Annotated in this window: 19 protein-coding genes and 5 tRNA genes; 7 read left to right on the top strand and 17 right to left on the bottom strand. The window is 71.6% G+C overall.

Features of this window, described 5'->3' with window-relative positions; all coding sequences use genetic code 11:
• Positions 1-60: 60 nt before the first annotated feature.
• Positions 61-984: a DMT family transporter gene (locus IO36_RS32150; protein ID WP_037625178.1), complete on the top strand. Its 924-nt coding sequence runs from the start codon at positions 61-63 to the stop codon at positions 982-984.
• A 28-nt stretch (positions 985-1012) separates the two neighbouring features.
• Here IO36_RS32150 and IO36_RS32145 read toward each other — a convergent pair whose 3' ends face one another.
• Complete coding sequence (locus IO36_RS32145; protein WP_037625036.1) at positions 1013-2818, bottom strand: DAK2 domain-containing protein; 1806 nt, start codon at positions 2816-2818, stop codon at positions 1013-1015.
• Positions 2819-3082: 264 nt separating this feature from the next.
• On the opposite strand from IO36_RS32145, the gene rpmB reads away from it, so the two are divergent.
• Positions 3083-3268 (top strand): 50S ribosomal protein L28, encoded by a 186-nt coding sequence (rpmB, locus tag IO36_RS32140; RefSeq protein WP_037625034.1) that lies wholly within the window; start codon positions 3083-3085, stop codon positions 3266-3268.
• 164 nt (positions 3269-3432) lie between these two features.
• Here rpmB and IO36_RS32135 read toward each other — a convergent pair whose 3' ends face one another.
• On the bottom strand, positions 3433-4398 hold the full coding sequence (locus tag IO36_RS32135; RefSeq protein ID WP_037625032.1) for a thiamine-phosphate kinase: 966 nt from the start codon (positions 4396-4398) through the stop codon (positions 3433-3435).
• 206 nt (positions 4399-4604) lie between these two features.
• On the opposite strand from IO36_RS32135, the gene IO36_RS32130 reads away from it, so the two are divergent.
• Complete coding sequence (locus IO36_RS32130; protein WP_037625030.1) at positions 4605-4838, top strand: Lrp/AsnC family transcriptional regulator; 234 nt, start codon at positions 4605-4607, stop codon at positions 4836-4838.
• A 20-nt stretch (positions 4839-4858) separates the two neighbouring features.
• On the top strand, positions 4859-5368 hold the full coding sequence (locus IO36_RS32125; RefSeq protein WP_037625028.1) for a DUF3515 domain-containing protein: 510 nt from the start codon (positions 4859-4861) through the stop codon (positions 5366-5368).
• Between the two features lie 21 nt (positions 5369-5389).
• Here IO36_RS32125 and IO36_RS32120 read toward each other — a convergent pair whose 3' ends face one another.
• From IO36_RS32120 to IO36_RS32110, 3 genes are all read right to left on the bottom strand, one after another.
• Entirely contained in the window at positions 5390-6547 is a 1158-nt protein-coding gene (locus IO36_RS32120; RefSeq protein ID WP_037625026.1) for a D-alanine--D-alanine ligase family protein, read from the bottom strand.
• 128 nt (positions 6548-6675) lie between these two features.
• A complete protein-coding gene (locus IO36_RS32115) occupies positions 6676-7686 on the bottom strand; it encodes an NAD(P)H-dependent glycerol-3-phosphate dehydrogenase (RefSeq protein WP_037625024.1) in 1011 nt (336 codons plus the stop codon).
• Complete coding sequence (locus tag IO36_RS32110) at positions 7683-8453, bottom strand: lysophospholipid acyltransferase family protein (RefSeq protein WP_037625022.1); 771 nt, start codon at positions 8451-8453, stop codon at positions 7683-7685. The genes IO36_RS32115 and IO36_RS32110 overlap by 4 nt, the downstream gene beginning before the upstream one ends.
• A gap of 144 nt (positions 8454-8597) precedes the next feature.
• Here IO36_RS32110 and cofC point away from each other — a divergent pair, with 144 nt between their 5' ends.
• Together cofC and IO36_RS32100 are read left to right on the top strand one after the other, a co-directional pair.
• The gene (gene cofC, locus IO36_RS32105; RefSeq protein ID WP_037625020.1) at positions 8598-9236 is read left to right on the top strand and encodes a 2-phospho-L-lactate guanylyltransferase; all 639 of its coding nucleotides are present in this window, start codon (positions 8598-8600) and stop codon (positions 9234-9236) included.
• Between the two features lie 239 nt (positions 9237-9475).
• On the top strand, positions 9476-9679 hold the full coding sequence (locus tag IO36_RS32100; RefSeq protein WP_037625018.1) for a hypothetical protein: 204 nt from the start codon (positions 9476-9478) through the stop codon (positions 9677-9679).
• Positions 9680-9943: 264 nt separating this feature from the next.
• Here IO36_RS32100 and IO36_RS32095 read toward each other — a convergent pair whose 3' ends face one another.
• From IO36_RS32095 to leuC, 4 genes are all read right to left on the bottom strand, one after another.
• A complete protein-coding gene (locus IO36_RS32095) occupies positions 9944-10582 on the bottom strand; it encodes an HU family DNA-binding protein (protein WP_037625015.1) in 639 nt (212 codons plus the stop codon).
• A 138-nt stretch (positions 10583-10720) separates the two neighbouring features.
• On the bottom strand, positions 10721-10951 hold the full coding sequence (locus tag IO36_RS32090; protein ID WP_037625013.1) for an SCO5555 family protein: 231 nt from the start codon (positions 10949-10951) through the stop codon (positions 10721-10723).
• Between the two features lie 277 nt (positions 10952-11228).
• Positions 11229-11822 (bottom strand): 3-isopropylmalate dehydratase small subunit, encoded by a 594-nt coding sequence (gene leuD / locus IO36_RS32085; protein ID WP_037625011.1) that lies wholly within the window; start codon positions 11820-11822, stop codon positions 11229-11231.
• Positions 11823-11827: 5 nt separating this feature from the next.
• The gene (gene leuC, locus IO36_RS32080; protein ID WP_037625009.1) at positions 11828-13252 is read right to left on the bottom strand and encodes a 3-isopropylmalate dehydratase large subunit; all 1425 of its coding nucleotides are present in this window, start codon (positions 13250-13252) and stop codon (positions 11828-11830) included.
• A 191-nt stretch (positions 13253-13443) separates the two neighbouring features.
• Between leuC and ndgR the strand changes: the two genes are divergently transcribed.
• Entirely contained in the window at positions 13444-14160 is a 717-nt protein-coding gene (gene ndgR, locus IO36_RS32075; protein WP_037625007.1) for an IclR family transcriptional regulator NdgR, read from the top strand.
• A gap of 272 nt (positions 14161-14432) precedes the next feature.
• Here ndgR and IO36_RS32070 read toward each other — a convergent pair.
• From IO36_RS32070 to IO36_RS32035, 8 genes are all read right to left on the bottom strand, one after another.
• A tRNA-Glu gene (locus tag IO36_RS32070) sits at positions 14433-14505 on the bottom strand.
• Between the two features lie 29 nt (positions 14506-14534).
• A tRNA-Gln gene (locus IO36_RS32065) sits at positions 14535-14606 on the bottom strand.
• Between the two features lie 25 nt (positions 14607-14631).
• Positions 14632-14704 (bottom strand) — tRNA-Glu (locus IO36_RS32060).
• 62 nt (positions 14705-14766) lie between these two features.
• A tRNA-Glu gene (locus IO36_RS32055) sits at positions 14767-14839 on the bottom strand.
• A 42-nt stretch (positions 14840-14881) separates the two neighbouring features.
• Positions 14882-14953 (bottom strand) — tRNA-Gln (locus tag IO36_RS32050).
• 90 nt (positions 14954-15043) lie between these two features.
• A complete protein-coding gene (locus IO36_RS32045) occupies positions 15044-15796 on the bottom strand; it encodes an HAD family hydrolase (protein WP_037625005.1) in 753 nt (250 codons plus the stop codon).
• Positions 15797-16122: 326 nt separating this feature from the next.
• Positions 16123-17592, bottom strand: a complete 1470-nt coding sequence (gltX, locus tag IO36_RS32040) for a glutamate--tRNA ligase (RefSeq protein ID WP_037625003.1) — start codon at positions 17590-17592, stop codon at positions 16123-16125.
• Entirely contained in the window at positions 17585-18361 is a 777-nt protein-coding gene (locus IO36_RS32035) for a fumarylacetoacetate hydrolase family protein (protein ID WP_037625001.1), read from the bottom strand. The genes gltX and IO36_RS32035 overlap by 8 nt, the downstream gene beginning before the upstream one ends.
• Positions 18362-18412: the final 51 nt, after the last annotated feature.

Raw genomic sequence — 18412 nt, 5'->3', positions numbered from 1 at the left:
TAAAAGACCCTGAACAACTTCGTACTGGGCTTCAGTGTCGGGGTAAGGGAGCGTGTGGGCGTGTCCCGAGTCCGCAGCACCGACGCGGTGCTTCTCCTCGTCGCCGCCGTCTGGGGGTCCAGTTATCTGGCCGCCAAGTCGGCCACGTCGGCGTTCCCCGTCCTGGTCGTCCTGTTCGCGCGGTACGGCGTCTCCGCCGTCGCCTGTGCCGCGCTCGTCCTCTCCCGGCGCCGGACGAGGCGCTGCACGCGTGACGAGCTGCGGGCCGGGACGGTGCTGGGGCTCACCCAGGCCGCCGTGCTGGTCCTGGAGACGTACGGGGTCGCGCACACCAGCGCGGGCAACGCCGGCCTGCTGATCAGCCTGACCATCGTGCTCACCCCGCTGCTGGACCGCCGGTCCGGGACGGCGGGGCTGCCGCCGCGCTACTTCGCGGCCACCGGCCTGTGTCTGCTCGCCGTCGCCCTCCTGGTGTCCGTCAGCGGCTTCCACCAGCCCCGGAGCGGTGATCTGCTGATCCTCGCCGCCGCCCTGGTCCGTGCGGCCCATGTGGCGCTGGTGGGGCGGCTCACCGCCCGTCGTCCGGTGCGGCCGCTGCACGTCACGACCGTCCAGACGGCCGTCGGCACCGTCCTGTTCGCGGTGCCCGCGGCCGGCTCCCTGTCCGCTCTCGGCGGCCTGGGCGCCTCGGGCTGTGCGCAGCTGCTCCATCTCGCCCTGTTCTGCAGCGTGTTCGCGTTCCTGGCGCAGACGTGGGCGGTGCAGCGCAGTTCCGCGAGCCGGGCCAGTCTGCTGCTGGGGACCGAGCCGGTGTGGGCGGTCGCGGTCGGCATCGGCCTCGGCGGCGAGCACCTCGGTGTCGCGACCGCGCTGGGTGCCGCCCTGATGGTCGCCGGGACCTACTGGGGGCAGGCCCTCGAACGCGCCCACCGGGCGGCCGGCGCCGAGGAGGCCCCGCGCCCGGCGGTTCCGGCGAACGCCTGACCGCCGGAACACCGGTGTCCCCCGGGCGCTACTCGACCCCGATCAGCAGCAGCGCGCCCTGCCGTCCGCCCCGGTAGACCACCGTGTCCACGGCGAGGTACGCCTCGCGCACCCGTGACTCCAGGTGCGCGGCGATGGTGTCGGGCGCGTCGTCGCCGAGGACCAGGGTGACCATCTCGCCGCCCGCCGCGAGCATGCGGTCGAGGACCGTCTCGGCGGTGGCGGTGACGTCGGTGCCGATGACGGCCACGTCGCCGTCGACGAGGCCGAGGACGTCCCCGGCCTGGCAGATGCCGGCCATGGTCCAGGACTGCCGCTCGGCGACGGCGACCTCGGCGTACCGGGTGGCGCCCGCGGCCGAGGTCATGGCGACGACGTCCTCGTCGAAGCGCCGGTCCGGTTCGTGCACGGCCAGCGCGGCGATGCCCTGCACCGCGGACCGGGTGGGGATCAGGGCGACCCGTACGCCCTCGGCGCGGGCCTGTTCGGCGGCGGCCGCCGCGGTGTGCCGCAGGTCGGCGTCGTTGGGCAGCAGCACCACCTCGCGGGCGTGGGCCCGTCGTACGGCCTCCACGAGCTCCCCGCTGGCGGGCGGCTCGTCCGGCCGCGCGAGCACGGTGGTGGCCCCGGCCTCGGCGTAGAGCCCGGCCAGTCCCTCGCCGGGTACGACGGCCACGACGGCCCGCTGCGCGCGCTCCCGGGGCGGACGCCCGGCGCCGGCCCCGGTGTGGGCGTCGCCGAGCCCGAAGTGGGTGATGCGGATGCGGTAGGGGCGCCCGGCCTCGATGCCCGCTTCGACGGCCGCGCCCGCGTCGTCCACATGGACGTGCACGTTCCACAGGCCGTCGCCGCCGACCACGACGAGGGAGTCCCCGAGGGCGTCGAGCCGGTCCCGCAGCCGGTCCACGGCGGAGTCCCGCGCCTCCAGGAGGTAGATGACCTCGAAGGCGGGATGGCCTTCCTCCGCGGCCCCGTCGGCACAGGCACCCGTCGCGTCGGCCTCCTCCGCCGAACCGGGCCCGTGGCCCCGCGCAGCCGCTGTCCCGGCGCCGGCGCCGGTCGGAGCGGCCGGCGCGGTGGCCGGACCGGTCGCGCCCGTGCCGGAGGCGCCGGGGACGGCCCCCGTGCCCGGCCGGGGAAGCCCGGCGCCGGCCGGAAGCCCTCTCGGCGCCTCCCCCGTGAACGTCTCCACCAGGGCCGCGAGCACCGCCACCAGTCCCCGGCCGCCCGCGTCGACCACACCGGCGTGCTCCAGCACGGCGAGCTGTCGGGGGGTCGCGGCGAGCGCGGCGAGCGCTCCCTCGTGGGCCGCGAGCGCGACCGCGCCGGGGTCCCCCTCGACGGAGGAGGCGGCGTCGGCCGCGGCCGAGGCGACGGTGAGGACCGTGCCCTCGACGGGGTGCGCGACGGCCCCGCGGGCCGAGTCGGCGGCGTTCCGCAGGGCGAGGGCCAGGGCCCGGCCGTCGGTGTGAGCCGTCTCACCGTCGGCGGCGAGCACCTGGGCCATGCCCCGCAGCAGCTGCGCGAGGATCGTCCCGGAGTTGCCCCGGGCGCCGATCAGCGCGCCGTGCGCCATCGCCCGTACGGCGTCGGGGAGCGAGACACCGCCCGCGCCGGGGGCCGCGGGGACCGCCTCGTACGCCGTGAACACCGCCTCGACCGCGGCGGCGGCCGACTCCACCGTCAGATACAGGTTCGTCCCGGTGTCCCCGTCGGCGACCGGATAGACGTTGATCGCGTCGATCTCCTCGCGCGCACGGCCCAGGGCCCTGAGCGCGAGCCCGCACCAGGTGCGCACCGCGAGAGCATCGAACGTCTGCGGCACCTGCGGCACCTGCGCCTCCTCGATCTGCCGGACGTGGGACGCAGCGTAGACCCAGAACGGGTTACTGCCGGTAGAGGCCCCCGGGGCCGGGGAGGGCGGAGTGACAACCGGCAGATCATGGTAGTTTCGTTCTCCGGACGCAGTCGTTGTATGCTGCTCCAGTTGCCCGATCCGATCGGGCCATCCCCCTGGCAACGCCCCTCAGATCCTAGATCTTGATCCTCGGCATGCCGGGATCAACCGTAAGTGCATCTGAAGTCTTTGGAGTGACCCGTGGCTGCCAACTGCGACGTCTGCGGCAAGGGGCCGGGCTTCGGCAACAACATCTCGCACTCGCACCGCCGTACACCGCGTCGCTGGAACCCCAACATCCAGCGCGTCCGTACCGTGGTGGGCGGGACGCCGAAGCGCGTGAACGCTTGCACCTCGTGCATCAAGGCCGGCAAGGTCACGCGCTGACAACCGCCAGCGCGCGGCCACTGCTGGTTCGCTTGCACTGAACCCGTCCACCTCACGGTGGGCGGGTTTTTTGCCGTTCCCGTACGGACGGCCCCGGTACCCGCTCCCCCGCGCCCACGAAAGCGCCCCGGCGTCCGGGGTGTGCACCCCGGACGCCGGAAGCCTCAGGACTCGATGTCCCCGAAGTGGTCCCAGCCGCCCTTGCTCGTCCAGGGAGCGCCGTCCACGGTCACCCGGGGCAGGGCCGAGGGGTTGAGGACCTCGCCGATCACCTTCCAGCGGGCCGGCAGCTTCACGTCGGGCGGGAAGGTGGCGACGATCGCGTGGTCCTCGCCGCCGGTGAGCACCCACTGGATGGGGTCGACCCCGACGGCCTGGCCGATGTCGTTCATCTGCGAGGGGATGTCGATGTCGCCGGAGCGGACGTCGATGCGGACCTTGCTCGCCTCGGCGATGTGACCGAGGTCGGCGATCAGCCCGTCGCTGACGTCCGTCATCGAGGTCGCGCCGAGCCCGGCGGCGGCCGGACCCGCGTGGTACGGCGGTTCGGGCCGGCGGTGCGCCTCGACGAAGGCACGCGGCGAGCGGAAGCCCCGGGAGAGCACCGCGAACCCGGCCGCGGACCAGCCCAGCCAGCCCGTCACGGCGACGACGTCTCCGGGCTGGGCGCCGGCCCGGGTGACCGGCTCGTGGTTGCGCAGATCGCCGAGCGCGGTGATCGCGACGGTGATGGTCTCCCCCCGTACGACGTCCCCGCCGACCACGGCCGCGCCCGCGACCTGGCACTCGTCGCGCAGCCCGTCCATCAGCTCCGAGGGCCAGGTGGCCGGGAGTTCGGCCGGTACGACCAGGCCGAGCAGCAGCGCGGTCGGCACCGCGCCCATCGCGGCGATGTCCGCGAGGTTCTGTGCGGCGGCCTTGCGGCCGACGTCGTACGCCGTGGACCAGTCGCGGCGGAAGTGACGTCCTTCGAGGAGGATGTCGGTGCTCGCCACGACCCTGCGGTCCGGCGCGGCCACCACGGCGGCGTCGTCGCCGGGGCCGACCCGGACCGCCGGGGTGGTGGTGAGGCGCGAGGTGAGCTCTCGGATGAGCCCGAACTCCCCCAGCTCGCCCACGGTGCCCTTCATGATCGTCGTGCTCCCTTTGTCGCTGCTCGTGCCCGGTCGCGAGCCGTCTGAGTACTCGGTACGGTCGAGTTGACCGTCAACATGCGCAGTCCCTCCACCCCGGCGCGCGAGCCCCAGTCACCGCGGGTCTCCCCGCGGCGAGCGGCAACGCGATACCGTGGCGTTCCTTTTCCCCACATGATCCTCGTGGCCGCCCTGGAGGTTCCGTGGTACAGGCGTACATCCTGATCCAGACGGAGGTCGGCAAAGCGTCGACCGTCGCCGAGACGATCGGCAAGATCCCGGGGGTGATCCAGGCCGAGGACGTGACCGGACCGTACGACGTGATCGTGCGCGCCCAGGCCGACACCGTGGACGAACTCGGCCGCATGGTCGTGGCCAAGGTCCAGCAGGTGGACGGCATCACCCGCACCCTGACCTGTCCGGTCGTGCACCTGTAGCCCCCGTCTACCCTTGGCCGGTGACCTTCTTCCGCCACCGGCACACCGCTTCCCTCGGGCTGCCCGCTCTCGCGACGCTGATCGCGATCGCGGGCTGCTCCTCAGCAGACGACAACGCGTCCGTCCCGGTTCCGAGCCCGGACACGAAGGTCACCAAGCTGTGCCGGAACCTGGACAAGGTGCTGCCGCGGACCCTGGACGGTCGGCGCCGTGCGGACCCCGAGCCCCGGTCCGCGCTGACGGCGGGCTGGGGAAGCCCGGCGATCATACTGCGCTGCGGTGTCGAGCGGCCTGTGAAGATGTCCGATCCGAAGGTGCCGACGGGCGACGACCCGAAGGCGGTGGCCGGCGGAGTGAACGGCGTCGACTGGCTGATGGAGCCCCAGGACGACGGGACGACCCGCCTCACCACCGCCTCGCGTCTGGCCTACGTCCAGGTCACCGTGCCGAAGGGCGAGGACGCCACCGGTGCGCTCGTCGACCTGGCCCCCTCCGTCAAGAAGGCGATCCCCAAGGGGATCGCCGACTGACGTGCTGGTGGCGCGCGGTGCTCAGCGCAGTCCGGTGGACCGCCGCAGCGCCGCCTGGATGAGCCGGTCGACGAGCTCCGCGTAACCGACGCCCGTCTCCCGCCACATCCGCGGGTACATGGAGATCGGCGTGAAGCCCGGCATCGTGTTGATCTCGTTGATCACGAACTCGCCGTCCTCGGTGAGGAAGAAGTCCGCGCGGACCAGACCCTCGCAGGACGCGGCGTCGAAGGCCTCGACGGCGAGACGGCGGACCTCCGCGGTCTGCTCCTCGGTGAGCGGCGCCGGCACGATCCCGTCGGCCGCGTCGATGTACTTGGCCTCGAAGTCGTAGAACGCGTGCGACTGCACGGGCGGGATCTCCGCGGGGACCGAGGCCCGCGGCCCGTCCTCGAACTCCAGGACGCCGCACTCGATCTCGCGGCCGCGCAGCAGCGCCTCCACGATGATCTTCGGGTCGTGCCGCTGGGCCTCCTCGATCGCCTCGTCGAGGCCCGCGAGGTCGTCGACCTTCGTGATGCCGAACGAAGAACCCGCTCGCGCGGGCTTCACGAAGAGCGGCCAGCCGTGCTCGCCCGCGAAGTCGACGATCTTCTTGCGGGCGGCGGCCTCGTCCTGCTGCCACTCGCGCGGCCGGATCACCACGTACGGGCCCACCTTCAGGCCGAACGAGGTGAACACCCGCTTCATGTAGTCCTTGTCCTGGCCGACGGCCGAGGCGAGGACGCCCGAGCCGACGTAGGGGACGCCGGACAGCTCCAGGAGGCCCTGGAGGGTGCCGTCCTCGCCGTAGGGCCCGTGCAGCATCGGGAAGACGACGTCGACCTCGCCGAGCGCCTTGGGGACCGACCCGGGCTCGTTGTAGACGACTTCGCGGTTGGCGGGGTCGACGGGGAGCACCACGCCGCCCTCGCCGGACTCGGCGAGCTGCTCGACGCTGGGCTGCCTGCGGTCGACGATCGCCATGCGTTCCGGCTCGTCCGCGGTGAGCGCCCAACGGCCGTCCTGGGTGATGCCGATCGGCAGTACGTCGTACTTCGTACGGTCGATGGCGCTCAGGACGGCGCCGGCGGTGACCACGGAGATCCCGTGTTCGGAGCTGCGGCCGCCGAAGACGACGGCGACGCGCGGCTTGCGCGTCGGCCGCTCAGGGGTCTGGGGGAGGTTCTCGGTGCTCATATCGCGTTGAGAGTACCCGGTGGTAGGCGGTGAGTCAGCGCCCCACGGCGGCCGTTGCTCAGCGTCGCACCCGCCGTCGCTGAGCGTCGCCCACCTGGCGGTTCGGCCGGGCGGTCCGGCCGGGCGGCTCAGCGGCGTTCGGGCTTGGCGCTGCGCGACATCAGTTCCTTGAGGGCGACCACCGGGGGCTTGCCCTCGTGGACGATGCTGACGACCGTCTCCGTGATCGGCATGTCGACGCCGTGCCGCCGGGCCAGATCCAGCACCGACTCGCAGGACTTGACGCCCTCGGCGGTCTGCCGGGTGACCGCGATGGTCTCCTGGAGGGTCATGCCCCGGCCGAGGTTGATGCCGAAGGTGTGGTTGCGCGAGAGCGGCGAGGAGCAGGTCGCGGCGAGGTCGCCGAGGCCCGCGAGTCCGGAGAACGTCATCGGGTCGGCGCCCATGACCAGTCCGAGCCGGGTGGTCTCGGCGAGTCCGCGGGTGATCAGCGAGCCCTTGGCGTTGTCGCCGAGGCCCATGCCGTCGGCGATGCCCACGGCGAGGCCGATCACGTTCTTGACCGCCCCGCCCAGTTCACAGCCCACCACGTCGGTGTTCGTGTACGGGCGGAAGTACGGGGTGTGGCAGGCGGTCTGGATGCGCCGGGCCACCTCCTCGTCGCGGCAGGCGACGACGCCGGCCGCCGGCATCCGCTGGGCGACCTCCTTGGCGAGGTTGGGCCCGGTGACGACGGCGACCCGGTCGGCGGAGACCTTGGCGACCTCCTCGATGACCTCGCTCATCCGCTTCACGGTGCCGAGTTCGACGCCCTTCATGAGCGAGACGAGCACGGTGTCGGGGGCCAGCAGCGGCACCCATTCCGCCAGGTTGGCGCGCAGGGTCTGGGAGGGGACGGCGAGGACGGTGAAGTCGGCGCCGCGCGCGGCCTCGGCCGGGTCGGCGGTGGCCTTCAGGTTCTCGGGGAGTTCGATCCCCGGGAGGTAGTCCGGGTTCGTCCGCGTGGAGTTGACCGCGTCGGCGAGTTCGGGCCGGCGCGCCCACAGGGTGACGTCGCACCCGGCGTCGGCGAGCACCATGCCGAAGGCCGTGCCCCACGATCCGGTCCCGAAGACGGCCGCCCTGACCGGCTTGCTCACGTTCCCTGCCCCTCTTCCTGCTGTGCCTTCGACTTGGCCGCGGCCTTGCGGCGCTGCGCGATGCGCACCTCGCGCGGGTCGTACACGGTCTCGGGCGCCTTCTCGCCGCGGATCAGCTCCAGCTGCGCGGTGACGGCGGCCATGATGACCTCGGTGACCTCCCTCAGGAGGTCCGGGTTCATCTCCCGGTCGTAGAAGCGCGAGAGGTCCACCGGCGGGCCCGCGAGCACGCGGTGGGTCTTGCGCGGAAGGAGATCGGGCTTCTTGGCGTACGGGGCCAGCAGTTCGTTGGCGCCCCACTGGGCCACCGGGATCACCGGGCACCGGGTCTGCAGGGCGACCCTGGCCGCGCCGGTCTTGCCGGTCATCGGCCAGCCGTCGGGGTCACGGGTGAGCGTGCCCTCGGGGTAGAACGCGACGCACTCGCCGCGCTCCACGGCGTCGATCGCGGCCCGGAAGGCGCTCAGGGCGTCCGTGCTCTCGCGGTAGACGGGAATCTGCCCGGTGCCGCGCATCGCGGCGCCGACGAATCCCTTCTTGAAAAGACCGGCCTTCGCCAGGAAGCGGGGAACTCGTCCGGTGTTGTACTGGTAGTGCGCATAGGCGAACGGGTCCACATGGGAATTGTGGTTGACCGCGGTGATAAATCCGCCCTCGGCCGGAATGTTCTCCATCCCTCGCCAGTCCCGCTTGAGCAGAACGACCAGCGGCGGTTTGACGAGAACCGCTGCGAAGCGGTACCAGAAGCCGATTCTGCGGCGGGGCACGCGGACACCTTCCTCTAGAGCCTGGGGGGCCGCACAAGTGTCGCTCCAGGCCGCCTGTCTGTCGAGAACACCGTACGCCCCGACACCCCGACCGCCAGGGTGGCCAGGTCACAATAAGGCGTGACTGGAGAGGGTGGAGCACTCGTGCGGTGGACCTTGGTCGTGCCCCTCAAGCCCTTGGCGCGGGCCAAGAGCAGGCTGGCGGACACCGCTTCGGACGTCCTGCGCCCCGGGCTCGCCCTCGCGTTCGCGCAGGACACCGTGGCGGCCGCGCTGGCCTGCGACGCCGTCCGGGATGTGGCGGTCGTCACGGGTGACGCGCTGGCCGGCCGGGAGCTGGCCGCGCTGGGCGCGCGGATCGTCGCGGACGAGCCGGGCGGGGGCCTCAACGCGGCGCTGGCGCACGGAGCGGGGGTGGTGCGGGCCCGGGATCCGGAAAGCGCCGTCGCGGCCCTGAACGCCGATCTGCCCGCGCTGCGGCCGTCGGAATTGGCCCGGGTGCTGGCCGCCGCGGCGGAATTCCCGCGCGCTTTTCTGGCGGATGCGGCCGCAATCGGCACCACGCTCCTGGCCGCTTCCCCCGGCCGGGAATTGCTCCCCGCTTTCGGCGGCGATTCGCGGGCCCGGCACGGGGCCTCGGGGGCCGTGGAACTCCGTCTCGACGCGGTGGATTCCGTACGCCGGGACGTGGACACCCGGGAGGATCTGCGCGCGGCGCTGACGCTCGGCGTGGGCCCGCGCACGGCCGCGGCGGCGGCACGGCTGCTGATTCCCGGCCACTGAGTTCCGCCCGGGACGACCGGTCACGGCTCCCCCAGAGTGCCGGTAATGCCCTGCGGGACGGCCGGTGAGGCACCGCGAGTCGGTCGCCGAGGCGCTGTCGGACAGCCGGTGAGGCCCCAAGGGGCGGCCGGAGAGGGTGCCGCGAGGCGCGGTCGGGGTGTCGGTGGTGGCGCGGGCGGGCGGGCTCGGGCGGGGTGCGGGCGGGCGGGACGGGTTCGGGGGATCAGTAGGCTGCCCCCATGCAGGCGACCTCGTACACGTACGACCCCGAGACCCGCAGCGGACAGGTGCTGCTCGACGACGGCACCCCGGTGCCCTTCGACGGTCCGGCGTTCGACGCCGGCGGGCTGCGGCTGCTGCGGCCGGGCCAGCGCGTGCGGATCGAGACCGAGGGCGAGGGCGCCGGGCTGCGGATCACCCTGATCACGCTGCAGACGTTCTGAGCACCCCGCGGACGCTCTGGACGCGCCGCGGCCCGAACACCGCGCGGGCACCCGGGACACACCGGTCGCCGGACACCACGCGGGCATCCGGGACACGCCGCTCGCCGGACACCACGCAGGCATCCGGGACACACCGGGTGCCTGACACCACGCGAACGGCCCGGGCCCCGCTCGCAGGGCGCCCTGAGGGCACCCGGACACGCCGCGGGCCGGGCTCCCGGTGGGAGCCCGGCCCGGCGCGTGAGGTGCCCGTGCGCCCGTTCTCTAGCGGGCGGTGGCCTTCTTGGCGGCGGTCTTGCGAGCCGTCGACTTCTTGGCGGGGGCCTTCTTCGCCGTGGCCTTCTTCGCCGGAGCCTTCTTGGCGGCGGTCGTCTTGGCCGCGGTGGTCTTCGCCGTCGTCTTCTTGGCGGCGGTCGTCTTCGCCGTCGTCTTCTTCGCCGCCGCGGTCTTCTTCACGGCGGGCGTGGCCTTCTTCGCGACCGTCTTCTTCGCCGCGGTCTTCCTGACCGCCGCCTTCTTCGCGGTGGTCGCCTTCTTGGCCGCGGCCTTCTTCACCGTCGCGGAAGCGCCGCCGGAGAGGCTGCCCTTCGGGGCCTTCTTGACCGCGACGTCGTTCTTCGGGAGCTTCTTCGAGCCGCTCACCAGGTCCTTGAACCCCTGACCGGCACGGAAGCGCGGCACGGAGGTCTTCTTGACCCGAACACGCTCACCCGTCTGAGGGTTGCGGGCGTAACGGGCGGGGCGGTCGACCTTCTCGAAGGAACCGAAGCCGGTGACCGAGACCCGGTCTCCGCCGACAACCGCACGGACGATGGCGTCCAGTACCGCGTCGACCGCGTCGGCGGCCTGCTGACGCCCGCCGACCTTGTCGGCAATCGCTTCTACGAGCTGCGCCTTGTTCACGTCTTCCCCTTCGGAGACATTGCCCGAACGAATGCGTTCAAGCTTTTTCGCACGTTAGGCAGATATATACCGCAAATCAAACACGAAACGGGCTAATCACCCTTGTGCCGCAACGAACTCGGGCCGTAGCGCGGTTCGTCAGTGATCCCCTTCGAGGAACCGGCCCTCGTCGAGGTCCTCGGTGAACCGCTCCAGCCGCCTTGTCGCGTCGGCGAGATCGTGCTTGGCCGCGGCCGTAATGACCAGCAGCTTCCGGGTCAGCGCCATCCGTACGCCCTCCGGGACTTGCAGTGCGCGCACTCTTGTGTGCGCGTCCTTGAGCTGGGTCGCGACCGCCGCGTAGAGCTCGAGTTGGCCGTCACGTTCCATGCACAGATTGTGCCATCTGGGGCGAGTTGTCGCCTGCCCAGGGGGCAACTGCCGTCCCCCGGAAGCCTCCTGGCCCCCTTGGCCGGAAGTCGCCCGTACTCGCGCCTACCCAGACAACCCGCTTTGTAACTAGGGGAGTTGACGGTCCTCGTGAGGGCGGGCGAGGGCCCTTCGGGCGCGAAAACAGCTGTACCCCCAACCGTCCACGATTGGGGGTACAGAGGGGTGTTGCCTGGCTGGAATCAGTCGGATCCCGGCCGCGGCGCGGCCCCGGACGTCAGACGTGCAGCGTCCTCGGCTTGTGCGCGGGCCGCTTGGCCTCGTACGCCGAGATGTCGCCCTCGTTCTGGAGGGTGATGGAGATGTCGTCGAGGCCGTTCAGCAGCCGCCAGCGGGCGTTCTCGTCGAGCTCGAAGGCCGCGGTGACGCCCTCGGCGCGCACCTCGCGCGCTTCGAGGTCGACGGTGATCTCGGCCTGCGGGTCGTTCTCCGACAGCTCCTGGAGCGCTTCCACGATCTTCTGGTCCAGAACCACCGTGAGCAGGCCGTTCTTGAGCGAGTTGCCGCGGAAGATGTCGGCGAACCGCGACGAGATGACGGCCTTGAAGCCGTAGTTCTGCAGCGCCCACACCGCGTGCTCGCGGGAGGAGCCGGTGCCGAAGTCGGGACCCGCGACCAGGACCGTGGCGCCCTGGCGCTCGGGCTGGTTGAGGACGAAGGAGCCGTCCTTGCGCCAGGCCTCGAAGAGGCCGTCCTCGAAGCCGTCCCTGGTCACCTTCTTGAGCCAGTGGGCGGGGATGATCTGGTCGGTGTCGACGTTGCTGCGGCGCAGCGGGACGGCCCGGCCGGTGTGCGTGGTGAATGCTTCCATGACTCTCAGACTCCAGCGGGCACGGGGGCGTCGGACAGGTCGGCCGGGGAGGCCAGGTGGCCGAGGACCGCCGAGGCGGCGGCGACCTGCGGCGAGACCAGGTGCGTACGGCCGCCCTTGCCCTGCCTGCCCTCGAAGTTGCGGTTGGAGGTGGACGCGGAGCGCTCACCGGGGGCCAGCTGGTCGGGGTTCATGCCGAGGCACATCGAGCAGCCCGCGTGCCGCCATTCGGCGCCGGCCTCCTTGAAGACCACGTCCAGGCCCTCGGAGACGGCCTGGAGTCCGACCCGCGCGGAGCCGGGGACGACCAGCATCCGTACGCCGTCGGCGACTTTGCGGCCCCCGACGATCGCGGCGGCCGCGCGCAGGTCCTCGATACGGCCGTTGGTGCACGAACCTACGAAGACGGTGTCGACCTTGATGTCGCGCAGCGGCTGCCCGGCGGTCAACCCCATGTATTCCAGGGCCTTTTCGGCCGCCAGCCGCTCCGAAGCGTCTTCGTACGAAGCCGGGTCGGGGACGTTCGCCGAAAGCGGCGCTCCCTGGCCGGGGTTGGTGCCCCAGGTGACGAACGGCGACAGGGAGGCGGCGTCGATGACGACCTCGGCGTCGAATTCGGCGTCGTCGTCGGACTTGAGCGTCTTCCAGTACGCGACGGCCGCGTCCCAGTCCTCGCCCTCGGGGGCGTGCGCGCGGCCCTTGAGGTATTCGAAGGTGGTCTCGTCGGGGGCGATCATGCCCGCGCGGGCGCCGGCCTCGATCGACATGTTGCAGATGGTCATCCGGGCCTCCATCGAGAGCTTCTCGATGGCGGAGCCGCGGTATTCCAGGATGTAGCCCTGGCCGCCGCCCGTACCGATCTTGGCGATGATCGCCAGGATCAGGTCCTTCGCGGTGACCCCGTCGGGCAGTTCCCCGTCGACGGTGATGGCCATGGTCTTGGGGCGGGCCAGCGGCAGCGTCTGGGTGGCCAGCACGTGCTCCACCTGGGAGGTGCCGATGCCGAACGCCAGGGCGCCGAAGGCACCGTGCGTGGAGGTGTGCGAGTCGCCGCAGACCACCGTGGTGCCCGGCTGGGTCAGACCCAGCTGCGGGCCGACGACGTGCACCACGCCCTGCTCGACGTCGCCCAGCGAGTGCAGCCGGACGCCGAACTCGGCGGCGTTCTTGCGCAGCGTCTCCAGCTGGACCCGGGAGACCGGGTCCGCGATGGGCTTGTCGATGTCGAGGGTCGGGGTGTTGTGATCCTCGGTAGCGATGGTGAGGTCGAGGCGCCGCACCTGGCGGCCCGCCTGACGCAGGCCGTCGAAGGCCTGCGGGCTGGTCACCTCGTGCAGCAGGTGCAGATCGATGAAGAGGAGGTCGGGCTCGCCCTCGGCGCGCCGGACGACGTGGTCGTCCCAGACCTTCTCCGCGAGTGTCCTACCCATCGCTTTCCCTCCGGCCGGCTCGTGTGGCGCCGGCCCAACTAGAGATTTCCGGGGCGGTGAACGTCCGTACCCCTCGTACCGGACGTCGTCCGCCGGACCCGTTGGTTCGCGGGCCGCTGTGCCTACCAGGGTGGCGCGTTTCACCGGAAATTGAACTTGCGTTTCACAGAGTGAGACGCGAGTATCGTTTCATGGACAACAGTAGCGGCGTCGGCGTCCTGGACAAGGCAGCCCTTGTCCTGAGCGCCCTGGAGTCCGGTCCGGCCACCCTCGCAGGCTTGGTCGCGGCGACCGGACTGGCACGACCCACGGCACATCGCCTCGCCGTGGCACTTGAACACCACCGCATGGTGGCGCGCGACATGCAGGGCCGTTTCATCCTCGGGCCCCGACTCTCCGAACTGGCCGCGGCCGCCGGTGAGGACCGTCTCCTCGCGACGGCGGGCCCGGTGCTCACGCACCTGCGGGACATCACCGGCGAGAGCGCGCAGCTCTACCGCCGCCAGGGCGACATGCGCATCTGCGTCGCCGCGGCCGAGCGGCTGTCCGGTCTGCGGGACACGGTGCCGGTGGGCTCCACCCTCACCATGAAGGCCGGTTCCTCGGCCCAGATCCTGATGGCCTGGGAGGAGCCGGAGCGGCTGCACCGCGGTCTGCAGGGCGCCCGCTTCACCGCCACCGCGCTCTCGGGCGTACGGCGCCGCGGCTGGGCCCAGTCGATCGGTGAGCGCGAGCCGGGCGTGGCGTCCGTCTCCGCGCCCGTGCGCGGGCCCTCCAACCGGGTCGTGGCCGCCGTCTCGGTCTCCGGGCCGATCGAGCGCCTGACCCGTCACCCGGGCCGTATGCACGCCCAGGCGGTCATCGACGCCGCCGGCCGCCTCTCCGAGGCCCTGCGCCGCACGGGCTGACCCGCTCCGCTCCTGCTCCCGCTCCCGGGAAGGGCCGGCCTCAACGCCGCGGCAGGCCCTTTCCGCAGCACCGTCCGTACGCGGGGTGCGCCGGCTTCCGGTGCACCCCGCGCCTCGTTCTTCCCCCGTGATCCAACTCACCGTGCCGCGCGCCGGGTTGATCGGGAACGGCCCACGGGTGACCCCCGGGCGGGTCCGTGCGCGAGCGCCGGGGAACGAGGCCGGAAACGCCGCAAGGGCCCCCACCGAAGTGGAGACCCTTGCGGACCTTGTACCCCCGACCGGATTCGAACCGGCGCTACCGCCTTGAGAGGGCGGCGTGCTAGGCCGCTACACAACGGGGGCCTGAATCGTGCGTTGCCGCAGATCCGGGGCTGGGCTACCAGGACTCGAACCTAGAATGACGGTACCAGAAACCGTAGTGTTGCCAATTACACCATAGCCCATGGTGGTTTAGACCATTTTGGTCAGTACCCCCGACCGGATTCGAACCGGCGCTACTGCCGTGAGAGGGCAGCGTGCTAGGCCGCTACACAACGGGGGCCCTAGCGATCCTGCATGAAGGGCAGCGGGTGCGACCCGAACTGCCTTCCTGGGAAGGATCTGTACCCCCGACCGGATTCGAACCGGCGCTACTGCCGTGAGAGGGCAGCGTGCTAGGCCGCTACACAACGGGGGCGTTGCGGATCTGGATCTCCGCGGTGCAGATGAGCTCTGCGAGCTGGCCTACCAGGACTCGAACCTAGAATGACGGTACCAGAAACCGTAGTGTTGCCAATTACACCATAGGCCACAGAAACGCAATCCCGTACGAAGATCTTGTTTCGGCTGACGTCTCCGGGCTCCGGCCTTTCGGCCCGCTCCCGGCGGCGCAGAAAGAACATTACCCGAAGGTGGACCCCGCTCCAAAACGGGTATCGGCGGCGAGGATCCCGGGCAACTCGGCGAGCGTTCCGATGCGGTGCGGACCCGTCCGTCCGACGGTGCCGGCGGCCGGTGCGGGACCGGGTCCGGAGGTGCCCGCACGGTCGATCCAGACCGACAGCAGACCGGCGTCGGCGGCGCCCCTGCCGTCGATCTCCGGGTGGTCGCCCACGTAGGCGACCCGGTCCGGCGGCAGCCCCAGGGCGTCGCAGGCCGCGTGGAAGGCCTCCGCCGCGGGCTTGGAGACGCCGAGCTCGGCGGCGCACAGGATCGCCTCGAAGCGGTCGTGCACACCGAGGACGCGCAGCTTGCGGTCCTGCACGAGGAGGCTGGAGTTGGACAGCACCGCGTGCCGGTGGCCGGCGGCGAGCGCGTCCAGGGCGGGCAGGACGTCCGGGAACAGCGCCCAGGCGCCCTCGTAGTGCGCGACGTACCGGTCGAACCACGCGTCGGCCTCCGGGTCGCTCAGCGGCCGTCCGAGGAACACCCGGACACGGTCCCGGCGCTGGCCCTGCCAGTCGGTCTCACCGGCCGCGTACCGCGCCCACTGGGTGTCGGTGATCTCCCGCCAGCGGGCCAGGGCCTGTTCGACCGTCGTGCCGTCGTCGAGCAGGCCCTCGGCCGCGAGATGGCCGCGCATGCCGGCGCGGTCCGCGGCCGTGTAGTCGAAGAGCGTGTCGTCGATGTCCCACACCACGGCGTCGATGCTCATGCGCCGACGGTATCTCCGGGCACGCACGGCTGTCCCCCGGTCGCCGCCACGGGCCTTCGGGCGGCACGGGGATCGGGGCGCTCGGGGTGCGGGCCGAGAGAAGCGCGCGGTACGGGCCGCGGGAGGCGCGGGATGCGGGCCGCGCGGAGTGCCGGGCGCGCGGGGCCCGGGGCGGCGACTCGGAGCACGGTGGGGCGGTGGGGCCACAAGTGGCCTATTTCCAGAGGAAGTTGCCCGACGGGCCCGACCCGGTTCAGCCGGCGCCGGGGCATACGAGAGGGGCGGTGCCCGTAGCGGACACCGCCCCTCTCACTCATGCGCGGCGGCTACGCGGCGAGCCGCTCCAGCGCGGCGTCGACGCGCGCCAGCGTCGTCTCCTTGCCCAGGATCTCCAGGGACTCGAAGAGCGGCAGGCCGACCGTGCGGCCGGTGACGGCGACGCGGACCGGGGCCTGCGCCTTGCCGAGCTTGAGGCCGTGCTCCTCGCCGGCGGCCAGAACGGCCTCCTTGAGGGACTCCGCGGAGGACCAGTCGGCCGCCTCCAGCTTCTCGCGGGCCGTGCGGAGCAGGGCGTCGCTGCCCTCCTTCATGGCCTTCGTCCAGGACGCCTCGTCGACGGCCGGCTCCGGCAGGAACAGGAAGTCGACGTTGTCCGTGATCTCCGAGAGGACCTTCATCCGCGACTGGGCGTGCGGGGCGATCGCCTGCCACTTCGCCTCGTCGAAGTCCTCCGGCGCCCAGGGCGCGAAGGGGGCGCGCAGCCAGGGGGCGCAGCGCTCGGTGAAGTCCTTCACATCGAGCATGCGGATGTGGTCGGCGTTGATCGCCTCGCACTTCTTCAGGTCGAAGCGGGCCGGGTTCGGGTTGACGTCCGTGACGTCGAACGCGGCGACCATCTCCTCGATCGAGAAGATGTCGCGGTCGGCCGCGAGCGACCAGCCGAGCAGGGAGAGGTAGTTCAGCAGGCCCTCGGGGAGGAAGCCGCGCTCGCGGTAGAGGTTGAGCGAGGACTCCGGGTCGCGCTTGGAGAGCTTCTTGTTGCCCTCGCCCATCACGTACGGGAGGTGGCCGAAGGCCGGGGTCTCCTTGGCGATGCCCAGCTCGGTCAGCGCCTTGTAGAGGGCGATCTGCCGGGGGGTGGAGGAGAGCAGGTCCTCGCCGCGCAGGACGTGGGTGATCTCCATCAGGGCGTCGTCGACGGGGTTGACGAGCGTGTAGAGCGGCGCGCCGTTCGCGCGGACGATGCCGTAGTCCGGGACGTTCTCCGGGAGGTACGTGATCTCGCCGCGGACCAGGTCCTCGAACGTGATCGCCTCGTCGGGCATCCGGAAGCGGACGATGGGCTTGCGGCCCTCGGCCTCGTAGGCGGCCTTCTGCTCGGCGCTCAGGTCGCGGCAGTGGCCGTCGTAGCCGGAGGGCTTGCCGGCGGCACGGGCCGCGTCGCGGCGGGTGTCCAGCTCCTCGGTCGAGCAGTAGCAGTGGTACGCGTGACCCGCGTCCAGCAGCTTGGCGGCGACGTCCGCGTAGAGGTCCATGCGCTGCGACTGGCGGTACGGCGCGTGCGGGCCGCCGATCTCGGGGCCCTCGTCCCAGTCGAAGCCCAGCCAGCGCATCGAGTCGAGCAGCTGCTCGTACGACTCCTCGGAGTCGCGGGCCGCGTCGGTGTCCTCGATGCGGAAGACCAGGGTGCCCTCGTTGTGCCGGGCGAACGCCCAGTTGAACAGGGCGGTGCGGACCAGCCCGACGTGGGGGTTGCCGGTCGGGGAGGGACAGAAACGTACACGGACGTTAGCCACGCTTGATCACCTTGTTGGTGAGAGTGCCGATGCCTTCGATGGTGACGGCGACCTCGTCGCCGACGTTCAGGGGGCCGACCCCAGCCGGGGTGCCGGTGAGGATCACGTCGCCGGGGAGCAGCGTCATGGCCTCGGTGATGTTGACGATCAGGTCCTCGATGGAGTGGATCATCTCGCTGGTGCGGCCGAGCTGGCGCTGCTGCCCGTTGACCGTGCACTGGATGGTCAGGTCGGCGGGGTCGAGGTCCGTCTCCACCCAGGGGCCGAGCGGGCAGGAGGTGTCGAAGCCCTTGGCGCGGGCCCACTGCTTCTCGCGCCGCTGTACGTCGCGGGCGGTGACGTCGTTGGCGCAGGTGTAGCCGAGGATGACGTCCTTGACGCGCTCGCGCGGGACCTCGCGGCACATGCGGCCGATGACGACGGCGAGCTCCGCCTCGTGGTGGAGCTCGCTGGAGAAGGAGGGGTACTGGATCGGGTCGCCGGGGCCGGTCACCGAGGTCGACGGCTTGAAGAAGGCGAACGGGGCGTCGGGCACCTCGTTGCCGAGCTCCCTGGCGTGCTCCGCGTAGTTGCGGCCGAAGGCCACGACCTTGTTGGGGAGCACCGGCGGCAGCAGCCGGACCTTGTTCAGCGGGACCTTCGTACCGGAGAGCTCGAAGTCCGCGAACGGGATGCCCTTGATGATGTCGAGGACGAGTTCGTCCGGCTTGTCGCCCTCGACCGCGCCGAACGCGACGTTGCCGTCGATGGAGAATCTGGCGATGCGCACGGGATCCTTGCGCCCCTCACTGAGCTGGCTGGAGTCTGACGCTCCAGGCTA

The sequence above is a fragment of the Streptomyces aureus genome, from assembly GCF_000725495.1.
Taxonomy (GTDB): Bacteria; Actinomycetota; Actinomycetes; order Streptomycetales; family Streptomycetaceae; genus Streptomyces; species Streptomyces aureus_B.
The sequence above is the reverse complement of the archived record's forward strand: the minus strand, read 5'-3'. Positions and strand labels throughout refer to the sequence as shown.

Bases quoted from the DNA above. Each gene is read 5' to 3' on its own strand.
- IO36_RS32135 (WP_037625032.1), bottom strand. From the start codon at position 4,398: ATGAAGGGCACCGTGGGCGAGCTGGGGGAGTTCGGGCTCATCCGAGAG.
- IO36_RS32120 (WP_037625026.1), bottom strand. From the start codon at position 6,547: ATGAGCACCGAGAACCTCCCCCAGACCCCTGAGCGGCCGACGCGCAAG.
- IO36_RS32100 (WP_037625018.1), top strand. From the start codon at position 9,476: ATGCAGGCGACCTCGTACACGTACGACCCCGAGACCCGCAGCGGACAG.
- IO36_RS32090 (WP_037625013.1), bottom strand. From the start codon at position 10,951: ATGGAACGTGACGGCCAACTCGAGCTCTACGCGGCGGTCGCGACCCAG.
- leuD (WP_037625011.1), bottom strand. From the start codon at position 11,822: ATGGAAGCATTCACCACGCACACCGGCCGGGCCGTCCCGCTGCGCCGC.
- leuC (WP_037625009.1), bottom strand. From the start codon at position 13,252: ATGGGTAGGACACTCGCGGAGAAGGTCTGGGACGACCACGTCGTCCGG.
- ndgR (WP_037625007.1), top strand. From the start codon at position 13,444: ATGGACAACAGTAGCGGCGTCGGCGTCCTGGACAAGGCAGCCCTTGTC.
- IO36_RS32045 (WP_037625005.1), bottom strand. From the start codon at position 15,796: ATGAGCATCGACGCCGTGGTGTGGGACATCGACGACACGCTCTTCGAC.